This is a genomic window from Saccharomonospora marina XMU15 (assembly GCF_000244955.1).
GTDB lineage: Bacteria > Actinomycetota > Actinomycetes > Mycobacteriales > Pseudonocardiaceae > Saccharomonospora_A > Saccharomonospora_A marina.
On record NZ_CM001439.1, the window covers coordinates 5865057 to 5883116 of the forward strand.

At 68.5% G+C, this 18060-nt stretch carries 18 protein-coding genes; 11 read left to right on the plus strand and 7 right to left on the minus strand.

Annotated features, from left to right (window positions below; all coding sequences use genetic code 11):
- Window positions 1–17 precede the first annotated feature (17 nt).
- The gene (locus tag SACMADRAFT_RS27865) at window positions 18–1430 is read right to left on the minus strand and encodes a M20/M25/M40 family metallo-hydrolase (protein ID WP_009157180.1); all 1413 of its coding nucleotides are present in this window, start codon (window positions 1428–1430) and stop codon (window positions 18–20) included.
- 376 nt (window positions 1431–1806) lie between these two features.
- Here SACMADRAFT_RS27865 and pdhA point away from each other — a divergent pair, with 376 nt between their 5' ends.
- From pdhA to SACMADRAFT_RS27885, 4 genes are all read left to right on the plus strand, one after another.
- Window positions 1807–3036: a pyruvate dehydrogenase (acetyl-transferring) E1 component subunit alpha gene (gene pdhA, locus SACMADRAFT_RS27870; protein ID WP_009157181.1), complete on the plus strand. Its 1230-nt coding sequence runs from the start codon at window positions 1807–1809 to the stop codon at window positions 3034–3036.
- A complete protein-coding gene (locus SACMADRAFT_RS27875; RefSeq protein ID WP_009157182.1) occupies window positions 3036–4064 on the plus strand; it encodes an alpha-ketoacid dehydrogenase subunit beta in 1029 nt (342 codons plus the stop codon). Before pdhA ends, SACMADRAFT_RS27875 begins: the two co-directional genes overlap by 1 nt.
- Window positions 4065–4076: 12 nt before the next feature.
- Entirely contained in the window at window positions 4077–5408 is a 1332-nt protein-coding gene (locus SACMADRAFT_RS27880; RefSeq protein ID WP_009157183.1) for a dihydrolipoamide acetyltransferase family protein, read from the plus strand.
- A 98-nt stretch (window positions 5409–5506) separates the two neighbouring features.
- Window positions 5507–5965 (plus strand): FxsA family protein, encoded by a 459-nt coding sequence (locus SACMADRAFT_RS27885; protein WP_009157184.1) that lies wholly within the window; start codon window positions 5507–5509, stop codon window positions 5963–5965.
- A gap of 16 nt (window positions 5966–5981) precedes the next feature.
- Here SACMADRAFT_RS27885 and SACMADRAFT_RS27890 read toward each other — a convergent pair whose 3' ends face one another.
- The gene (locus tag SACMADRAFT_RS27890; protein WP_009157185.1) at window positions 5982–6542 is read right to left on the minus strand and encodes an SCP2 sterol-binding domain-containing protein; all 561 of its coding nucleotides are present in this window, start codon (window positions 6540–6542) and stop codon (window positions 5982–5984) included.
- Window positions 6543–6634: 92 nt separating this feature from the next.
- Here SACMADRAFT_RS27890 and SACMADRAFT_RS27895 point away from each other — a divergent pair, with 92 nt between their 5' ends.
- Entirely contained in the window at window positions 6635–7321 is a 687-nt protein-coding gene (locus tag SACMADRAFT_RS27895; RefSeq protein ID WP_009157186.1) for a TetR/AcrR family transcriptional regulator, read from the plus strand.
- 16 nt (window positions 7322–7337) lie between these two features.
- On the opposite strand, the gene SACMADRAFT_RS27900 is transcribed toward SACMADRAFT_RS27895, so the two are convergent.
- Window positions 7338–8222 (minus strand): MaoC family dehydratase, encoded by an 885-nt coding sequence (locus tag SACMADRAFT_RS27900; RefSeq protein WP_009157187.1) that lies wholly within the window; start codon window positions 8220–8222, stop codon window positions 7338–7340.
- A gap of 1 nt (window position 8223) precedes the next feature.
- Window positions 8224–9567: a 3-oxoacyl-ACP reductase gene (locus SACMADRAFT_RS27905; RefSeq protein WP_009157188.1), complete on the minus strand. Its 1344-nt coding sequence runs from the start codon at window positions 9565–9567 to the stop codon at window positions 8224–8226.
- A gap of 97 nt (window positions 9568–9664) precedes the next feature.
- Between SACMADRAFT_RS27905 and SACMADRAFT_RS27910 the strand changes: the two genes are divergently transcribed.
- The 5 genes from SACMADRAFT_RS27910 to SACMADRAFT_RS27930 all read left to right on the plus strand — a co-directional run bounded on the left by SACMADRAFT_RS27910 (window position 9665) and on the right by SACMADRAFT_RS27930 (window position 14094).
- A complete protein-coding gene (locus SACMADRAFT_RS27910; RefSeq protein WP_009157189.1) occupies window positions 9665–10996 on the plus strand; it encodes an acetyl-CoA C-acetyltransferase in 1332 nt (443 codons plus the stop codon).
- A gap of 155 nt (window positions 10997–11151) precedes the next feature.
- Window positions 11152–11760, plus strand: a complete 609-nt coding sequence (locus SACMADRAFT_RS27915) for a DUF433 domain-containing protein (RefSeq protein WP_009157190.1) — start codon at window positions 11152–11154, stop codon at window positions 11758–11760.
- Complete coding sequence (locus tag SACMADRAFT_RS27920) at window positions 11757–12227, plus strand: PIN-like domain-containing protein (protein WP_009157191.1); 471 nt, start codon at window positions 11757–11759, stop codon at window positions 12225–12227. The genes SACMADRAFT_RS27915 and SACMADRAFT_RS27920 overlap by 4 nt, the downstream gene beginning before the upstream one ends.
- A 65-nt stretch (window positions 12228–12292) precedes the next feature.
- The gene (locus tag SACMADRAFT_RS27925) at window positions 12293–13282 is read left to right on the plus strand and encodes an ATP-binding cassette domain-containing protein (RefSeq protein ID WP_009157192.1); all 990 of its coding nucleotides are present in this window, start codon (window positions 12293–12295) and stop codon (window positions 13280–13282) included.
- Window positions 13279–14094, plus strand: coding sequence for an ABC transporter permease (locus tag SACMADRAFT_RS27930; protein ID WP_009157193.1), 816 nt, complete (start codon window positions 13279–13281; stop codon window positions 14092–14094). Before SACMADRAFT_RS27925 ends, SACMADRAFT_RS27930 begins: the two co-directional genes overlap by 4 nt.
- A 12-nt stretch (window positions 14095–14106) precedes the next feature.
- Here SACMADRAFT_RS27930 and SACMADRAFT_RS27935 read toward each other — a convergent pair whose 3' ends face one another.
- Together SACMADRAFT_RS27935 and SACMADRAFT_RS27940 are read right to left on the minus strand one after the other, a co-directional pair.
- On the minus strand, window positions 14107–14757 hold the full coding sequence (locus SACMADRAFT_RS27935) for a DoxX family protein (RefSeq protein WP_009157194.1): 651 nt from the start codon (window positions 14755–14757) through the stop codon (window positions 14107–14109).
- 101 nt (window positions 14758–14858) lie between these two features.
- Window positions 14859–15926, minus strand: coding sequence for a glycerophosphodiester phosphodiesterase (locus tag SACMADRAFT_RS27940; protein ID WP_009157195.1), 1068 nt, complete (start codon window positions 15924–15926; stop codon window positions 14859–14861).
- A 140-nt stretch (window positions 15927–16066) separates the two neighbouring features.
- Here SACMADRAFT_RS27940 and SACMADRAFT_RS27945 point away from each other — a divergent pair, with 140 nt between their 5' ends.
- Window positions 16067–17263, plus strand: coding sequence for an ATP-binding protein (locus SACMADRAFT_RS27945; protein ID WP_009157196.1), 1197 nt, complete (start codon window positions 16067–16069; stop codon window positions 17261–17263).
- A gap of 219 nt (window positions 17264–17482) precedes the next feature.
- Here the strand turns inward: SACMADRAFT_RS27945 and SACMADRAFT_RS27950 are convergent, their stop codons facing one another.
- The gene (locus tag SACMADRAFT_RS27950) at window positions 17483–18052 is read right to left on the minus strand and encodes a peroxidase-related enzyme (protein WP_009157197.1); all 570 of its coding nucleotides are present in this window, start codon (window positions 18050–18052) and stop codon (window positions 17483–17485) included.
- Window positions 18053–18060 lie beyond the last annotated feature (8 nt).

Consider the following 18060-nt stretch of genomic DNA (forward strand, 5'->3'; position numbering starts at 1 on the left):
CGCCACGGCGGCCCTCGTCAGGCCGCCGTGGCGTGCGCGTGCAGGATGTGGGCGAGGGCCTCGCTGACCCGCTCGGTCTGCGGCAGATGGAGCCACTCGTCGGGCACGTGCGCGTTGTTGCCGGGTCCCCTCGGTCCGGTTACGACGAACTGCGCCCTCGGGTAGGCATGCCCGAACTGGCCGAGGAACGGGATCGTGCCGCCGAGACCGAGCGCGCGCCACGGCTTGCCGAACACCTCGGCACTCACCGTGTCCAGCGCCGAGGTCAGCCAACCCGCCATCGGCGGGGCGTTCCAGCCACTGGCGGCCTCTGCCCTGTCGATACGCACCCGCGCGCCGTAGGGAACGTCGCTGGTGAGCACGCGGGTGATGGCGCGCAGCGCCGCCGCCGCGTCGACCGTGGGCGGCAGCCGGAAGCTGAGTTTGAGACTGGTGTAGGGACGAAGCACGTTGCCAGCGTCCTGCAGCGGCGGAAGCCCTTCGGCACCGGTGACCGACAGGGTGGTGCGCCAGGTGTTGTTCAGCGCCAACTCCACCGGGTCGTCGGTGACGGTGCGCACGCCTTCGGCGAGCGGGAGGGTGGGGGTGAGGAAACCTTCGGCGGCGGCGGTGCGCACCTCGGCCAGCCGATCGGCCGGTGGCTCGGCCCCGCATTCGGGTAGCAGGGTGCGGCCGGTGGCGGAGTCCTCGATGCGGTCGAGCAACTGCCTGACCACCCGGAACGAACTGGCGACGATGCCGCTGCCGTGGCCGGAGTGCACCCCCGCGTCCAGCACACGCACCGTGAGATCGGCGAAGGCGATCCCACGCAGGGACGTAGCAAGCCACAGCCGCTCGTAGTCCGCTCCCGCGGTGTCCAGACACACCACGAGCCCCACCGTGCCAAGGCGCGGCGCGAGGTGGTCCAGGTAGGCGGGCAGGTCGGCGCTTCCCGACTCCTCACCGGTTTCCAGCAACACCACCGTGCGCGCGTGACTGCCGCCCGCGGCCTGCGACGCCTCGAGTGCCACCGCCGCGGCGAAGGCGGCGTAGCCGTCGTCACCGGCTCCCCTGCCGTAGAGCCGGTCGTCCTTGAGCACCGGCGTCCACGGGTCGAGACCCGGTGACCATTCACCGGCCGCCGGTTGCTTGTCGAGGTGGCCGTAGACCACCACAGTCTCCTCGGTGGCGGCGGATCTGGCGGGCACGTCGAGCAGCAGCACGGGCGTGCGGCCGGGCAGCTCGACGATCTCGGTTCGCGCGCCTTCGATCGGGCGCTCGGCCAGCCAGCTGCGCACCTGTTCCACGGCGGCGTGCAACTGACCGCGCCGGGCCCAGTCGGAGTCGAACGCAGGGGACAGCGCGGGGATTCGCACGAATTCCGACAGCCCTGCAAGCGCCTCCCGCGCCCACAAGGCTCCTACCGTCTCGCGCACCACTCGCAGATCCATGCCCTTGATCGTGACACGACATTGACGTGTCGCATGTCACACTTGGGAGGTAGCAGGTCGGGACGCGGCGATCCGCAACACCGTTGCCTGCCGGGTGAAACCGTCGCGTGCACTGGTCAACTCGGCGCTCGCAGGTACGACTTTCGGCGGGCACACGTTCGGCCGTCCTAACGTTTTCGCTGCTCAGCGACACAATGCGGGCAACGAATCGGACTCGAGGACTCACCCGCATGCGGGTGTTCATGCCAGGATTACCGCGTGAACCGTCACCGCCGACGGGCACCCGGGCGCTCGGACCGAGGCACGCCAGGTGACCGTCGGTGCGCCGCGGAGGTCGCCACAAGCGGCCTCGTGGCACGACATCAAGGAGAAGCGCATGTCGTCCCCCGAACAGTGGACGCGCCCTGAACCTGGCGCCGGACCGGCCGCGACAGCGGCGCAACCGTCCCCAGAACAGGTGATAGCGGGCTTGCGAGCAACAGCGGAGGGCGGGGCAGAACTCACCCAACTGCTCACGCCCGAAGGCGAGCGACAGCCGTCGCGATTCGATCCCTACCTTGCCGACATCGACGACGCCGCACTGCGCGGGCTGTACCGGGACATGGTCCTGGTGCGCCGCGCCGACCGGGAATGCAACGCGATGCAGCGGCAGGGCCAACTGGGGATCTGGGTGCCGCTGCTCGGCCAGGAGGCCGCACAGGTCGGTTCGGGCAGAGCACTGAAACCGCAGGACATGGCTTTCCCCAGCTACCGCGAGCACGGCGTCGCCTACACGCGCGGCGTCGACTTCCGCGAACTGCTCGGGATCTTCCGCTGCACCGATCACAGCGCATGGGACTTCCGCGAGCACGGTTTCCACCCCTACACGATCGTCATCGGCAACCAGGTGCTCAACGCCACCGGCTACGCCATGGGGCAGAAGTTCGAGGGCAAGGTCGGCAACACCGACCCCGACGGCAAGCCGTCCGGCACCGACGAGGCCACCATCGTCTACTTCGGGGACGGCGCCACCAGCCAGGGCGATGTGCACGAGGGGTTCGTGTGGGCCGCCGTCTACGACGCGCCGGTGGTGTTCTTCTGCCAGAACAACCAGTGGGCCATCTCCGAACCCACCGAACGGCAGTCACGGCTACCGCTCTACCAGCGGGCTCGCGGCTACGGCTTCCCTGGCATCCGCGTCGACGGCAACGACGTGCTCGCCTGCCTCGCCGTCACCAGGTGGGCGCTCGACGAGTGCAGGCACGGCAACGGCCCCGTGCTGATCGAGGCGTTCACCTACCGCATGGACGCGCACACGACCACGGACGACCCGACGCGGTACCGGCTGTCCGACGAGATCGAGGTCTGGAAGCACAAGGACCCCATCGAGCGCGTCCGCGTGCACCTGGCCCGCACCGGCGGCGCCGACCAGGAATTCTTCGACCAGGTGCAGGCCGACGCCGACGCCTTCGCGGCCGAACTGCGCGACTACTGCTTCAACATGCCGGACCCACCACCCGAGCGGATCTTCTCGGAGGTGTACGCCGAACCGTCCGCCGCGCTCGACGCCCAGCGGGAGGAGTACCTGGCCTACCTCTCCGGGTTCGCCGACGGAGGTGAGCAGTGATGGCCGCACCCGTCAAGACCAGCGTGGACGACCCGACCTCGACCGTCCGTAGCCTGACCATCGGCAAGGCTCTCAACCTGGGCCTGCGTGCCGCGATGGAGGCCGACGACAAGGTCATCGTCATGGGAGAGGACGTCGGCAAGCTCGGCGGTGTTTTCCGCATCACCGACGGACTGCAGAAGGACTTCGGTGAACAGCGGGTGTTGGACACACCGCTCGCCGAGTCCGGGATCATCGGCACCGCGGTGGGCCTCGCCGTCCGCGGCTTCCGCCCGGTGTGCGAGATCCAGTTCGAGGGGTTCATCTTCCCCGGCTTCGACCAGATCTCCAGCCAGTTGGCGAAGCTGCACTACCGCACGCAGGGCGAGATCAAGGTGCCCGTGGTGATCCGGGTGCCGTTCGGCGGCGGTATCGGCGCGGTCGAGCACCACTCGGAGTCGCCGGAGTCGCTGTTCGCGCACATCGCGGGGCTTCGCGTGGTCTCGTGTTCCAACGCCGTTGACGCGTACTGGATGATCCAGCAGGCCATCCGGTGCGACGACCCGGTGCTGCTGTTCGAGCCGAAACGGCTCTACCACTCGGCGGCGGCCAAGGCCGACGTCGACACGGCGGCCACGCCCGATCCGCTGTTCGCCTCGCGCACCGTTCGCGAGGGCTCGGCCGCCACTTTGGTGGCCTACGGGCCGTCGGTGAAGGTGTGTCTCGATGCCGCGGCGGCGGCACAGGAGGAGGGCACCTCACTGGAGGTCATCGATCTGCGCACGCTCTCGCCGCTGGACCTGGAGCCGGTGTTCGAGTCCGTGCGCCGGACCGGACGCCTGATCACCGTCTCGGAGGCGCAGCCGGAGTCGTCCATCACCTCCGAGATCGCGGCACGGGTGCAGCAGGAGTGCTTCTACTCGCTGGAGGCGCCGGTGTTGCGGGTCACGGGCTTCGACACGCCGTACCCACCGGCGAAACTGGAGGAGCACTTCCTGCCCGACCTCGACCGGGTGTTGCACGCCGTCGACCGATCGCTGGCCTGGTAAGGGGGTAGGAACGTGCCGGAGTACAAGCAGTTCCCGCTCGCCGACACCGCCGAAGGGCTGACCGAGGCCGAGATCCTGAACTGGCGCGTGAAGCCTGGCGACGAGGTGCGGGTGAACCAGATCGTCGTGGAGATCGAGACGGCCAAGGCGGCGGTCGAGTTGCCCATTCCCTGGTCGGGCGTGGTCACCGAGTTGCTCGCCGAACCGGGACAGACCGTCGAGGTCGGCACGCCGATCATGACCGTCGATGTCGACCCCGGTGGCGACTCGGCTGGTCCCGGACCGGCGAACAACGGCTCGGTGAAGGTCGAACCCGCCGCGCCTGCCACACCCGCCGCGGCCGCGGAAGAGGAGATGAAGCCGCTGGTCGGCTACGGCTCCAAGGCGGTTTCGGCGAAGCGCCGCCCCCGCAAGGCGGTCGCCTCGCAAGGTGCGGACACCGTTGCCGCGCAGGTGGCTGACCCGGCCGTCGCGGCGACGAACACCCATGTGCCACTGGCCAAGCCGCCGGTGCGCAAGCTCGCCAAGGAGTTGGGCGTCGACCTGCGTACCGTCCCCGGCTCCGCCGATGGCGGTGTGATCACCAGGGAGGACGTGCGTAGGGCCGCGCAACCGCGGCCCGCTCCCGCCGCCGCGCCGTCGGGGGCACGGGAACGCCGGGTGCCGGTCAGGGGCGTCCGCAAGGCCACCGCGCAGGCGATGGTGGACAGCGCCTTCTCTGCGCCGCACGTGACGGAGTTCCTCACCGTCGACGTCACCCCGATGATGACGCTGCGGGAGAAGCTGAAGACCACACCCGAGTTCTCCGCCGTCAAGCTCACCCCGCTCGCTTTCGCGGCGAAGGCGGTGTGCCTGGCGGTGCGGCGGACCCCGGACGTCAACGCCGTGTGGGACGAGCAGGCCGCCGAGATCGTCTACAAGGACTACGTCCACCTCGGCATCGCGGCGGCGACTCCACGGGGCCTCGTGGTGCCCAAGGTGCGCGACGCCGACGCGATGTCACTGGCCGAGCTCGCGGCCGCCATCGAGGCGCTGACCAGTACCGCGAAGGAGGGCAAGACACCACCGGAGGACATGCTCGGGGGCACGTTCACGATCACCAACGTGGGTGTGTTCGGCGTCGACACCGGTACGCCGATCATCAACCCCGGTGAGTCGGCGATCCTCGCGCTGGGTGCGATCAGGGACATGCCGTGGGTGGTCGACGGCGAACTGGCCGTGCGCAAGGTGCTGCAGCTGTCGCTGAGCTTCGACCACAGGGTGGTGGACGGCCAGCAGGGTTCACAGTTCCTCGCCGACGTCGGGGCGCTGCTGTCCGACCCGGCCACGGCTATCACCTACTGACACCTCGCCGCGACCCGCCGTCACGATTTCCAGGTGCGGCGGGTCGCGGTGGTCGCCCTCGCGGGAGCAAATCCGGGCACGCGCGCGTTGGAAAGGGTATGGCTGTCGTGTTCCTGCTCTACGTGGTTGCCGAGGTGGCCGCCGTCTGGGCGGTCGCGTCCGCCATCGGCCTGCTGCCAACGCTGGGTCTGCTGCTGGCGGGCGCCATCGTCGGGTCATGGCTCGCGCGTCGTGAGGGGGGCAAGGCGGCGCAGGCATTCATGGCCACCGCGAGAGCGGGTCGCTCGCCACACGCCGAGGTCACCGACGGCATGCTGGTGGGGCTCGGCGGCCTGCTGATCCTGCTGCCAGGCTTCGTCACCGACATCGCCGGGCTGCTGTTGCTGCTTCCGCCCACCCGTGGGCTCGCGCGGCGCGCGTGGCTGCGGCGGATCGAGCGGAAGGCACCGGCGGCAAACCGGCGGCACAGCGGGGTGATCGTCGTGGACAGCGAGGTGGTGCGGGACCGGGGCGACACGCCAGGGCAGCCGAGGCGACCGGTGATCGACTCGGAGTGAACCCGCTCGCGGCCGGTCAGGTCGGGTTGGGCAGGTCGAAGTAGCCGCTGAGCCGTACCGCGGGTGTGTAGTCGCCCCTCACCTTGATCTTGCCGGTCATGAACATGGTGGGCACGCCCACGTTGCCGGTCGCCATGCGAAGGAAGTCATCGGTTTCCACCGTGATCGTGGTGTCCACGTGCTCGTAGGGCGAGGTGTCCCAGTCGAAACGGCAGTCGCGGATGCTGCTGTAGAAGCACTCGTGGTCGCCGCCGCCGTCGGGGAAACGCCACGCCACCACAAGGTCGACGTACTTCACCTTCTCCGGCACCAGCCGTTGCGACATTCGGCGGAACACCTCGCGCAACAACACCGGCCGCAGTCGTGGGTGTTCGCAGGCCGCGCGCAACTGCTGCTTCGACGTCCTGCCGACCACCCTGGCGAGCACGTCGGTGGACAGCGCACTCAGCGAGGCGCCCGCACCGGTGTCCTCCAGCATGTGCAGGGTGTCGAGCAGCCGCACGAACTGTTCGGGTGTAAGGGCGCCGACGTCGAGGCCGTCGGCGAACTCGTCCAGGGCAGCACCGGAGTCGGACACCGGCGTAAGGTTACTCAGCAGTAGACAGCGCGGCAATCCCGAGGCGACACAACCCTGACGGGTAGCGTTTGCGCTGTAGGAGGAGGTAGCAGGTGGCGCAGGACGTACAGCGGCCGACGGAGCGAGCCAAACGACTGCCGAGGGCGGTCCGCGAGAAGCAGATCCTTGATGCCGCGGTGCGGGTTTTCTCGCTCCACGGCTACCACTCGGCTTCGATGGACGAGATCTCCGATGTCGCGGGCGTGTCCAAGCCGATGATCTACAGCTACCTGGGCGCGAAGGAGGACCTGTTCCTGCACTGCATCCGCCGCGAGGCCAACCGGATGCTGGAAGCCGTGCAGGCGGGAATCCGGCCGGACGTCCCTCCCGACATGCAGCTGTGGCACGGGCTGCGCGCCTTCTACGGGTTCGTCGCCTCGCACCGCGAGTCGTGGGTGGTGCTGCACCGGCACGCGATCACCGTCGGCGGGCCGTTCGCCGACGAGATCACCGACCTGCGAGGCAAGGCGATCAAGCTGGTCGGCGGCCTGGTGGTCAGCGCGGGTGCCCGCAAGGGCCTCGCCGAGCAGGTGGAGTTCTCCGGGGAGGGCCTCGCCGCCGCGCTGGTCGGCGCCGCGGAGTCACTCGCGGACTGGTGGCTCGACCACACCGACGTCCCCGACGGCGTGCTCGCCTCGTGGCTGATGAACCTGGCCTGGCTCGGCTTCAACGACCTCGTCGAGGGACAACTGTGGCGGCCGAGGGAACACGAGGGCGAGCACGGCGCCGACCAGGTGTGACGGCGCGACCAGGCCGCTACGGCTGCGAGTCGACCTCCACCACGGTCCCCTCGAGGTGCGGTTTGGGCTTGCGCGCGTGCCACAGTTCGAAGGCCCAACCCTGCTCGGTGGACCACGAGGTGAACGCCACCTTGGCGGGCAGCAACACCGGCAACTTGAACCGCACGTCCACCGTGTAGGCCTGTGGCAGCCTGCCCTCGAAGGCCGCGAGGCAGCGAGCCTTGGTCCACATCCCGTGCGCGATGGCGGAGCGGAAGCCGAACATTCGCGCGGTCAGCGAGTACAGGTGAATGGGGTTGCGATCCCCGGACACCTCGGCGTAGCGCCGCCCGATGTCGGAAGGCACCTGCCAGACCGCGCTCGCGGACGGCTTGGCCAGACCTGCCGACCGCCGCCGCTCACCCTGCTCGTCACCCGAACCACCGCCACGCCGCAGGTAGGTGCTCACGTCGGTCCACACGGCCGAGCTCGCGTCACCCTCACCGGCCACGAGCTCGCTCACCATGTCGAACTGGGTGCCCTTCTCGTGCGGGCGCAGGTTCTCGGCCCGCACCCGCAGGGTGAACTCCTCACCGACGCGCACCGGGCGCCGCTGGGTGATCCGGTTCGCCACGTGCACCATCCCCAGCAGCGGGAACGGGAACTCGGGCTCGGTCATCAGCGCGACCTGCAGCGGGAAGGCGAGCACGTGCGGGTAGGTGGCGGGCAGCTCGTCGCCGAGCCGGAAACCGCACACCCGGTTGTACTCGGCCACGTGTGCGGCCTCGGCCACGACGCCGGGGCGCACGTACTCCGAATCCGGCAGTACCTCGGCGGCCCCGCCCTTGCGCAGCCCACCCAGTACGGCCCTCGGGTACAGCGTTGACAGGCTCGGCGCTTGCGACAGTTCCTTGACGGTCATCTCAGGCTCCCAGGAACGCCTGGCCGCACACGCGGACGACGTTGCCGTTGACGGCGGACGAGGCGGGGTTGGCGTACCAGGCGATGGTCTCGGCCACGTCGACGGGAAGCCCGCCCTGCGCGAGGCTGGACAGCCGCCTGCCGAACTCCCTGATCACCACCGGAACCGCGGCGGTCATCTTCGTCTCGATGAACCCCGGCGCCACGGCGTTGATCGTGCCCCCGTGCTCGGCAAGCCTCGGCGCGGCCTCGTTCACCATGCCGATGACACCGGCCTTGCTGGTGGCGTAGTTGGTCTGGCCGACATTGCCCGCGATGCCCGCGATGGAGGACACGCCGATGATCCGGCCGTTGTCCCGCAACACCCCTTCGGAAAGCAGCCGATCGTTGATCTCCAGCGCCGCGCCGAGGTTGACACTCAGCACCGAGTCCCACGCGCTGTCGCCGAGGTTGCCGAGCGTCTTGTCCCTTGTGATGCCCGCGTTGTGCACGACGACGTCCACGCCGCCGTGGCGCTCGGTGAGGTAGCCCGCGAGCCGCTCCGGCGCGTCGGCCGCGGTGATGTCGAGTTGCAGCGCCGAACCGCCGATCCGGTTGGCCACCTCGGACAGCTCGCCGCCCTGCGCCGGAATGTCCAGCGCGACGACGTGGGCACCGTCGCGGGCGAGCACCTCCGCGATGGCGGCGCCGATGCCCCTCGATGCACCGGTGACGACCGCGACCCTGTCACGCAGCGGCTGCTCCCAGTTCTGCGGCGGCCGCGCCATGGTGGTCCCCGCCGTGCCGACACGGATCACTTGCCCGTCGACGAAGGCCGACTTGGCCGACAGCAGGAACCGCATCGTCGACTCGGCGGCCTCCTCCGCGCCTTGCGCCACATACACCAGCTGTGCGGTGGCTCCACGCTTGAGTTCCTTGCCCACGGAGCGGGTGAAACCCTCCAGCGCGCGCTGGGCGATGCGCTCGCGGCCCTCGACACGTTCCGGGGGCGTGCCGACGACCACCACGCGGCCGCAGCCTGCGACCTTGCGGATGACGGGGTGGTAGAAGCGGTACAGCTCGCGCAGCTGCGCCGGTTCGGTGACGCCGGTCGCATCGAAGACGAGCGCACCGTAGCGGGTGTCGTCCTCGGGGGTGTGCAGGACCTCGATGCCTGCCGCGCCGAGCTGCGAGGTGAGCACCTTTTCCATCCGCCCACCCGGTGCGGCCCCCACAAGTGCGGGACCATCGAGAGCAGGCTGCCCGGGGCGGTAGCGTCGCAGCGTCGGCGGGTTCGGCAGGCCGAGCTTCGGCACGAGGAACTTGCCGAGCGGTGTCTTGGTGAACTGCTGATACTTGTCAGCCATCGGATGCCTCCCGTCGGCGGTGGTGCACTGGCCAGCATAACTTACTGGCCAGTAGGTTACACTTCCTACGGTGCGAGAACGCTGATCAGGAGGAACCATGACCTCAGCGCAGAAGCCAGGCGCCCGCAGGACCCGGTCGAACCGGGGCAAGTCGGCGAGTGTCCGCAGGGTCGCGATCATCGGCGGCAACCGGATTCCGTTCGCCCGATCGAACGGCCCTTACGCCGACGCCTCCAACCAGGACATGCTCACCGCTGCCATCGATGGTCTGATCAGCCGCTTCTCGCTGCAAGGCGAGCAACTCGGCGAGGTGGCCGCGGGTGCGGTGCTCAAGCACGCACGCGACTTCAACCTGGCAAGGGAGTGTGTGCTCGGCAGCAGGCTGGCGCCAACCACGCCGGCATCCGACGTGCAGATGGCGTGCGGTACCGGGCTGCAGGCCATCGTCAACGTGGCGAACAAGATCGCGATGGGCCAACTCGACTCGGCCATCGCAGGCGGTGTCGACACCACCAGCGACGCGCCACTCGCGGTCAACGACAGCCTCCGCAGGCTGCTGGTGCGGTTCAACGCCGCCAGGAGCGCGAAGGAGCGGATGCGGCTGCTCGGGCAGCTACGCCCCGGCCACATCGTGCCGGAGATCCCGCGCAACGCGGAGCCGAGGACCGGGCTCTCCATGGGCGAGCACGCCTCACTGACCGCGAAGGCGTGGGACATCGGCCGGGCAGAGCAGGACGAGTTCGCCGCGGCCAGCCATCGCAAGCTCGCCGCTGCCTACGACCGCGGCTTCTTCGACGACCTGCTCACGCCCTACCTGGGTCTCACCAGGGACCAGAACCTGCGAGGAGACTCGACGCCGGAGAAGCTGGCGAAGCTGAAGCCGGTGTTCGGCGGCGCCGAGGGCACGATGACGGCAGGCAACTCGACCCCGCTCTCCGACGGCGCCTCCACCGTGCTGCTGGCCACCGAGGAGTGGGCGAAGCAGCGCAAGCTGCCGGTGCTCGCCTACCTGACGCCGTTCTCGCAGACCGCCGCCGTCGACTACGTGCACGGTGACGAGGGCCTGCTGATGGCCCCCGCCTACGCGGTGCCGCGGATGCTGGCGAAGGCGGGCCTTTCGCTCGGCGACTTCGACTTCTACGAGATCCACGAGGCGTTCGCCTCGCAGGTGCTGGCGACACTGAAGGCGTGGGAGGACCCGACGTTCGCCAAGGAACGGCTCGGCCTCGACGAGCCGGTCGGCTCCGTCGACCGCGAGAAGCTCAACGTCAACGGCTCCTCGCTCGCGGCGGGCCACCCGTTCGCGGCAACCGGCGGGCGCATCGTGGCAACCCTGGCCAAGCTGCTCAACGAGAAGGGCTCCGGCCGTGGCCTGATCTCCATCTGCGCCGCGGGCGGGCAGGGCGTTACCGCGATCCTGGAGAAGTAGCGGCGACAGCCAAGGACGCGCGCATCCGGGGTCAGCACGGGCTCGCGTGTAGCGTGCTAGATTGCGGCCCATGTTGCGTTGGCACGGACACCGGGTGAGTGCTGCCCCTGCCGAGTCCTGCCTGCCTTCGCGGGTCGGGATTGCGAGGGGGTGACATGTTCCCGACCGATCTGACCGCCGTACTGACCGGAGCGTCCCGGCCGCAACTACGCCGGTGGAAAGCCACCGGCTTGCTGGTGCCCGAAGTCGCGGTGAAGCCACGCCTGCTGTATTCGTTCCGCGACGTGGTGGCACTGCGCACGGTTGTCCGGCTACGAAGCGAGACCTCACTGCAGAAGGTGCGTCGCGCCTTCTCGACGATGCCCGCTCTCGACTTCACCGAGCACCCGTCGAAGTACCGTTTCGGCACGGATGGCCGCACCATCGTCGTCGCGGACAACGATGGCAACACCATCGACCTGGTCAGAAGCCCTGGGCAGTACGAACTGCTCAGCCTCGCCGACATCTTCCAGCCGTTTCGGACCAACCGCGGGGACAGCGTGGTGGACTTCCTTCACCCACGCGAACGTCTGGAAGTACGCGCGGGCCGCATGGGTGGTTGGCCCACGATCGTCGAAACCCGCATCCCGTACGACACCATCGCGACCCTGCTGGCCGACGGAGAAGTACCCCTGGCTGATGTCAGCTACTACTACCCGGGTGTCGACGCGGAGGCAGCCAAGGACGCCCTCGATTTCCACACGACCGTCCAGGGCGTGGCGTGAAGTTCTTCGTCGATCACAACCTGAGCCCCCGGCTCCTCACCACGGTTTCCGCGCTCCATCGCGATCAAGAGTTCCGCTGCGCACGAGACGAGGGCTTCGCGTCCGAAGACGACATCCCCCTGTTCGACAAGCTCTCAGCACGACAGTTCGATGCGATCATCACCCGTGACGGCAACCAACTCGTCGACCCTGACGAGCGGTCCGCGCTTCTGGAAAGCGGCTTGCACTGGCTTGGGGTCAGCGCCCCGAAGTCCGGTGGGCTGTTGGGTCTGGCGCTTGACTCGGCAGCCATCACCGTGGGGCTCACCATCGTGCTGCCGGATCTCTCGGTGAAGCAGCGCGCAGTCCGTTTCCCAGCCGTGCCGCACCAATCTCAGCAGCGGGTCAGGCATATAGATCTGCTGCGTGACACCCGAGACCGCAGCCGAGGGACTGTCTCGCGCGCCGGCGACACGACGGACGGCTGACAGCGACCCACCCGAGCTCGCAAAACCGCACGACTTCTGTCGGTGGCCCGCCCTACCCTGGCGACATGGCCGAATCCGACAGACAGGCCGAGCCGACGATCGCGGTGCGTGCCCGCGGTCTCGTCAAGACCTACGGCACTACCCGCGCGCTGGACGGGGTTGACCTCGACATCGCCGCGGGCCAGGTACTCGGGCTCCTCGGACCCAACGGCGCGGGCAAGACCACCACCGTGCGAATTCTGACCACGTTGCTCAGGCCCGACTCCGGTCAGGCGTGGGTGGCGGGTCACGACGTACTCACCGAACCGGACGCGGTGCGGCGCTCCATCGGGCTTTCCGGGCAGTACGCCGCCGTCGATGAGAACCTCACCGGCTTCGAGAACCTCTACCTCGTCGGCAGGCTCTACGGCAGCGGCAAGGCGAAGGCCCGCAGGCGGGCGCGGGAGTTGCTGAGCCGGTTCCAGCTCGAGGAGGCGGCCGACCGCCCCGCCAAGGGCTACTCCGGCGGTATGCGGCGCAGGCTCGACCTTGCGGGCGCCCTCGTGGCCGAACCGAGGGTCGTGGTGCTCGACGAGCCCACCACCGGACTCGACCCCCGCGGCCGCCTCGAGATGTGGGAGGTCATCGAGCAGCTGAGGGCCACCGGGGCCACCGTGCTGCTCACCACGCAGTACCTGGAGGAGGCCGACAGGCTGGCCGACTCCATCGTGGTGATCGATCGGGGAAAGGTGATCGCCCGCGGTACCGCCGACCAGCTCAAGGAGCAGGTCGGCGGCGAGCGGGTGGAACTGGTGGTGGCTTCGGCCTCCGACCTCGACACCGCGGTGCGGACACTTCGCGAGGTCGGCTCGGGCGAACCCGTGGTGCACGAACCGGCCAGGAGGGTCCAGGTGCTCGTCGACACCGGCGCGAAGGCCCTCATGGAGGCGCTACGCAGGCTCGACGCCGAGAGCGTCCCGGTACACGACGTCGCACTGCACCGCCCCACTCTCGACGACGTGTTCCTGTCGCTGACCGGGCACGGCGCAGGCGAGAAGGAGGGGGATTCCGAGTGAACGGCGTCGCGAAGGTCTTCTCCGACAGCGGGGTCATCACCTGGCGCAACGTGATGAACGTTCGTCGCAATCCGGAGTGGCTACTGGGCGCCACGGCGTTTCCGCTGATGTTCGTGCTGATGTTCGCCTACGTGTTCGGCGGAGCCATCGGCGGGCCCGGCGGTGACAGCGCTGCCTACCGGGAGTTCCTGATCGCGGGCATCTTCGCGCAAACGGTGGCGTTCAACTCCTCCTACACGGTCATCGGCTTCGCCAACGACCTGCAGAAGGGCATCATCGACCGGTTCCGGTCGCTGCCGATGTCCCGGCTGGCCGTCATCGTCGGTCGCACCACGGCCGACCAGGTGCTCAGCGTCGTGGTGCTCCTCATCATGACGGTGGCCGGGTTGCTCATCGGCTGGCGGATCAACACCAACGTCGGCGACGCCGTGCTCGGCTACCTGTTGATCCTGCTCTTCGCACTGGCGATGTCCTGGGTGGGCGCCTACATCGGACTGATCTCCCGCAGCGTGGAGGTCGCCAACAGCGCGGGGTTGATCTGGATGTTCCCGCTGACGTTCATCTCGTCGGCGTTCGTCCCGCAGGAAAGCCTGCCGGGTGTGCTGGGCACCATCGCCGACTGGAACCCGTTCACGGCGGCTGTGAACGCGACGAGAGATCTCTTCGGCAACCCCAGCCCTCCCGGCTGGCCGGAACCGTCCGGTTGGCCCGCCGAGAACGCCGCCCTCTACGCGATAGTCAGTTGTGTGGTCATCATCGGCATCTTCGCGCCGCTGGCCGCATGGCGCTACGGAAAGGTGGCCAGCCGGTAGCCAGAAGCGCGGTCAGCGCAGCACACCGCGAACCGCGGCGGGAGCCTTGCGCTTGGCGTTGCGCTTGGCCACCTTGGCCGCAGCCTTCGCCGCCTTGGGACCCTTACCGGACTTCTTCCGCTTCGCCATGCCGGTAGCCTTGCCCGCCTTCTTGCCTGCCTTGCCCGCACGGCGCTGCACCGTGGTCGCGGTGTCCTGCATCTGCTGATTCATCTCGGCAGCGGCGTGCTTGGCGCGCCATCCCAGCGACGGCTTGCCGCCGGTGTCGGCCACGGCCAGCAGCAGGCCACCCGCAAGGCTCGCGTTCTTGATGAACTGAGTCAACTGCTGCTGCTTGGCCTGCTCGTCCTTCTCCTCCCAGAACGGGTGCGCGGCAACGGTGGTCGGCACCAGGCTGCCGAGCAGGACCATCGCCGAGAGCCGCGGGAAGATGCCGAGGGCGAGCAGCGACCCGCCGAGGATCTTCGCGGCCGCGTCGACCTGCACCAGCGTCACCGGGTCCGTCGGTACCGAGGAGGGCAGTTGCTCTGCCTTCTCGCGCACGGTCCGGTCGACCAGCGGCTTGGCCACTTCGGCGTGCTGTTCCTTCATGCGCAGGGCGTTGATGCCGCCCGAGATGAAGATCGAAGCGAGGAGTGGGCGCGCCACCCTGCGGAGAATCATGTGTCCTCCTTGCTGTGCGGATTGGCATTACGCACCGGAAGCTACCCACTCCCGCTCGTCTTCACTCGTCTACCAATTTCTAGTCTCAGAACTAGAAAGCACTAGCGACCGCTAGCGAAGGGCGGCCGCTTCGGATAAGCCTTGGGCAGCTTGAAACCGTGCTCCGCCGCCACCCGGCGAAGCCGGTCCGGATAGTCGGTGATGATGCCGTCCACACCGTCCTCGATCAGCTTGTGCATCGTCGCCTCGTCGTTGATCGTCCATGGGACCACCGCGATGCCTGCCTCGTGCGCCTCGTCCACCAGTCGCTTCGTGGTGAACGGCACGTAGTCCGGGTCGCCGACGGTTCCGCCCTGCGGGTTGCCGTGCACAGGGGAAAGCGCGCTTGCCCCGAACGAGCGCACCGCCCGCACCGGGCTACCGCCGAAGTCGTCGATGTCGAGCCCGCCGAGCCACGGTGACCTACCTGGCTGGCCCACCTGGAGGAATTCCGGCTGGGTCAGCGCGACCACGGGCAGCCAGGGCGCGCGCTCGCGGACAAGCATCAGCGCACCCCAGTCAAAGCTCTGGATGGTGACGTTGCGAGCGAAACCCGATCGTGCGACCTCCCGAATGACCCGGTCGACGAACTGCTCGCGAGGAGCGGTCTCCTCCGGTGCGGCCGCCTCGACCTTCGTTTCGATGTTGAACCTCAGCCGCCACGCCCGGTGCTGCCTGGCGAGCTCGAACAACTCCGCAAGCGTGGGCATCCTGGCGCCGGGCGAGAGTTGCTGGTCGGGGTAGTTGGGCAGCCGTCGCGAGCCGCAGTCGAGGGTGCGCACCTGGGCAAAGGTCAGGTCCTTGATGTACTTGCCCGCGTAGGGATACTGCGGGTCGTTCGGCCACGCCGGGGCGGTGTCCACGCACTTGGCCGGGTTGATCCTGCGGTCGTGTGTGATCACCTCGCGACCGTCACGGGTGATCTGGATGTCCAGTTCCAGGGTGGTCACGCCGAGTTCCATCGCACGCGAGAACGCGGCGAGAGTGCCCTCGACGGTCAGCCCGATCCCACCGCGGTGGGCCTGAATGTCGAAGTCCCGGTGGTTCGGCTTCGCCGCCGCCGTTGCGTTCGCGACGAGAACGGCCACCAGGGCCGCGGCGATGGAGCCGAGTGCTCGTTTCACAGTCATCTTCAACCTCCCGGCCGACCCTGACACGGGAGGATGACCGGAAGGCGAACCACGATCGAACGGCAGCGGGCGGGACACGCCGGTAGTGGTTTCTGGCGCAATATCGGCTTGGAGCTAGAAAAGCCAATAGTGTTCTAGCGATGGACCCCGTGCGGAACCCGTTCGCCCCTGGCGCCGGTCAGCGCCCTCCCGAACTCGCGGGCCGGGAGCGTGAGTTGCAGGCCTTCGAGGTGGTGCTGGAGCGGGTCGCCCGTGGCAGGCCGGAGCGCAGCCTCGTGCTCACCGGATTGCGCGGGGTCGGCAAGACAGTGCTGCTGGGAGAGTTGCGTTCGATGGCGGTGCGGCGCGGCTGGGGCGCGGGCAAGGTGGAGGCACGCCCCGACGCGGCGCTGCGCAGGCCGTTGTCCGCGGCCCTGCACCGGGCGATCCGTGATCTCGCGGTCAGGCACCGCGCGCCCGACAGGGTGGACGAGGTGCTGGCGGTGCTGAAGGCGTTCGCGCTCAAGGCCGGCAACGCCGACGCCAAACTCCGCGATCGCTGGCAACCTGGGATCGACGTACCCGCCGCGTCGGGCAGGGCCGACTCCGGAGACATCGAGATCGACCTGGTCGAACTGTTCACCGACGTCGCGGAACTGGCAGCCGACGTGGGCACGGGAGTAGCGCTGCTGATCGACGAGATCCAGGATCTGATGCCCGCCGACGTGTCGGCACTGTGTGCGGCGTGCCACGAACTGTCACAGTCCGGCGCGCCGCTCGTCGTCGTAGGAGCGGGGCTGCCGCACGTGCCGACAGTGCTGTCGGCGTCGAAGTCGTACTCGGAGCGACTGTTTCGCTACACCAGGATCGACCGGCTCGACCGGACCGACGCCGACCGTGCTGTGGTCACACCCGTCGAGCGCGAGGACGCCGAGATCAGCCCGAAAGCCCTGGACGCGCTGTTCGCGGCCTCCGGCGGGTATCCCTACTTCATCCAGGCGTACGGCAAGGCGGCGTGGGACGCCGCCCCCTCCAACCCGATCACGGAGGACGACGTGAACCTGGCGGCGCCGGAGGCGCAAAGCGAGTTGGCTGTCGGCTTCTTCGGGGCCCGCTACGAGCGGGCGACCCCTGCCGAGCGGGAGTACCTGCGCGCGATCGCGGAGTTGACCCAGGGCCGCGACGAAAGCGCGGGCACCTCCGACGTGGCGGTGTATCTCGGCCGCAAGCCGTCGTCGCTGTCACCGGCCAGGGACAGTCTGATGAAGAAGGGCCTGGTGTACTCGGCCGAGCGAGGCCACATCGCCTTCACCGTGCCCCACTTCGGCAACTACCTGCTGGGGCGTTCCGAAGATTGAGGTCTATTCCAAAATATAAAGTTGAAGCTATAGAGCGAAAGAGAGTCGCAGACACGCCCGACAGGACGACTCCGGCAAAAGACTGTGATCTAAGTTACACTCCTCGTGGGGTGTAACGCTGCGGAGCGCAGTGTCGATACCCCGAATGACCCCGTGATGCTGGCGGACCCCCGACCTGGCAGCATCACGGGGCTTCCACTTGTATGGACCCATCCCGCGTCAGTCGCGCCCCATCCGGTAAAACTCCGGGTTCGGGCGCAACGCGGTCAGGTGAGCCAGCCGGTTCGACATGGCGAACAGCGCGGTGATCGAGCCGACATCCCAGATCTCGTCCTCGGTCAGCCCCGCCTCCCGTGCCGCCTCCAGCTGCCGTTCCCCGAACTTCGCCGAATCGTGCGCCAGCGCCAGCGCGAGATCGACGATCGCCCGCTGCCGCGGGTCCAGCTCCGCCTGCCACGGGTTACTCGCGACCCGGTCGGCAAGCTCGGGGTCCTTCGACCTGATCCGCAGGATCGCGCCGTGCGCGACCACGCAGTATGTGCAGTGGTTGGCGCCGGACGTCGCCACGACAACCAGTTCGCGTTCCGCCTTGCTCAGCCCGACGGAGCTGTTCATGAGCGCGTCGTGGTAGTCGAGAAATGCCCGCAACTCGTCGGGACGGTGCCCGAGTGCTCGGAAGATGTTGGGAACGAACCCCGACTTCTGCGCGATCTGCCCGATCCGCTCGCGCAGATCCTCCGGCAACTCCTCAGGCTCCACCGTGCCGAACCTGCTCACCTGCTCGCTCATGGCTGCCA

Bases quoted from the DNA above. Each gene is read 5' to 3' on its own strand.
- SACMADRAFT_RS27905 (WP_009157188.1), bottom strand. From the start codon at position 9,567: ATGGCTGACAAGTATCAGCAGTTCACCAAGACACCGCTCGGCAAGTTC.
- SACMADRAFT_RS27865 (WP_009157180.1), bottom strand. From the start codon at position 1,430: ATGGATCTGCGAGTGGTGCGCGAGACGGTAGGAGCCTTGTGGGCGCGG.
- SACMADRAFT_RS27910 (WP_009157189.1), top strand. From the start codon at position 9,665: ATGACCTCAGCGCAGAAGCCAGGCGCCCGCAGGACCCGGTCGAACCGG.
- SACMADRAFT_RS27925 (WP_009157192.1), top strand. From the start codon at position 12,293: ATGGCCGAATCCGACAGACAGGCCGAGCCGACGATCGCGGTGCGTGCC.
- SACMADRAFT_RS27915 (WP_009157190.1), top strand. From the start codon at position 11,152: ATGTTCCCGACCGATCTGACCGCCGTACTGACCGGAGCGTCCCGGCCG.
- SACMADRAFT_RS27900 (WP_009157187.1), bottom strand. From the start codon at position 8,222: ATGACCGTCAAGGAACTGTCGCAAGCGCCGAGCCTGTCAACGCTGTAC.
- SACMADRAFT_RS27885 (WP_009157184.1), top strand. From the start codon at position 5,507: ATGGCTGTCGTGTTCCTGCTCTACGTGGTTGCCGAGGTGGCCGCCGTC.
- SACMADRAFT_RS27950 (WP_009157197.1), bottom strand. From the start codon at position 18,052: ATGAGCGAGCAGGTGAGCAGGTTCGGCACGGTGGAGCCTGAGGAGTTG.
- SACMADRAFT_RS27875 (WP_009157182.1), top strand. From the start codon at position 3,036: ATGGCCGCACCCGTCAAGACCAGCGTGGACGACCCGACCTCGACCGTC.
- pdhA (WP_009157181.1), top strand. From the start codon at position 1,807: ATGTCGTCCCCCGAACAGTGGACGCGCCCTGAACCTGGCGCCGGACCG.
- SACMADRAFT_RS27935 (WP_009157194.1), bottom strand. From the start codon at position 14,757: ATGATTCTCCGCAGGGTGGCGCGCCCACTCCTCGCTTCGATCTTCATC.
- SACMADRAFT_RS27945 (WP_009157196.1), top strand. From the start codon at position 16,067: ATGGACCCCGTGCGGAACCCGTTCGCCCCTGGCGCCGGTCAGCGCCCT.
- SACMADRAFT_RS27940 (WP_009157195.1), bottom strand. From the start codon at position 15,926: ATGACTGTGAAACGAGCACTCGGCTCCATCGCCGCGGCCCTGGTGGCC.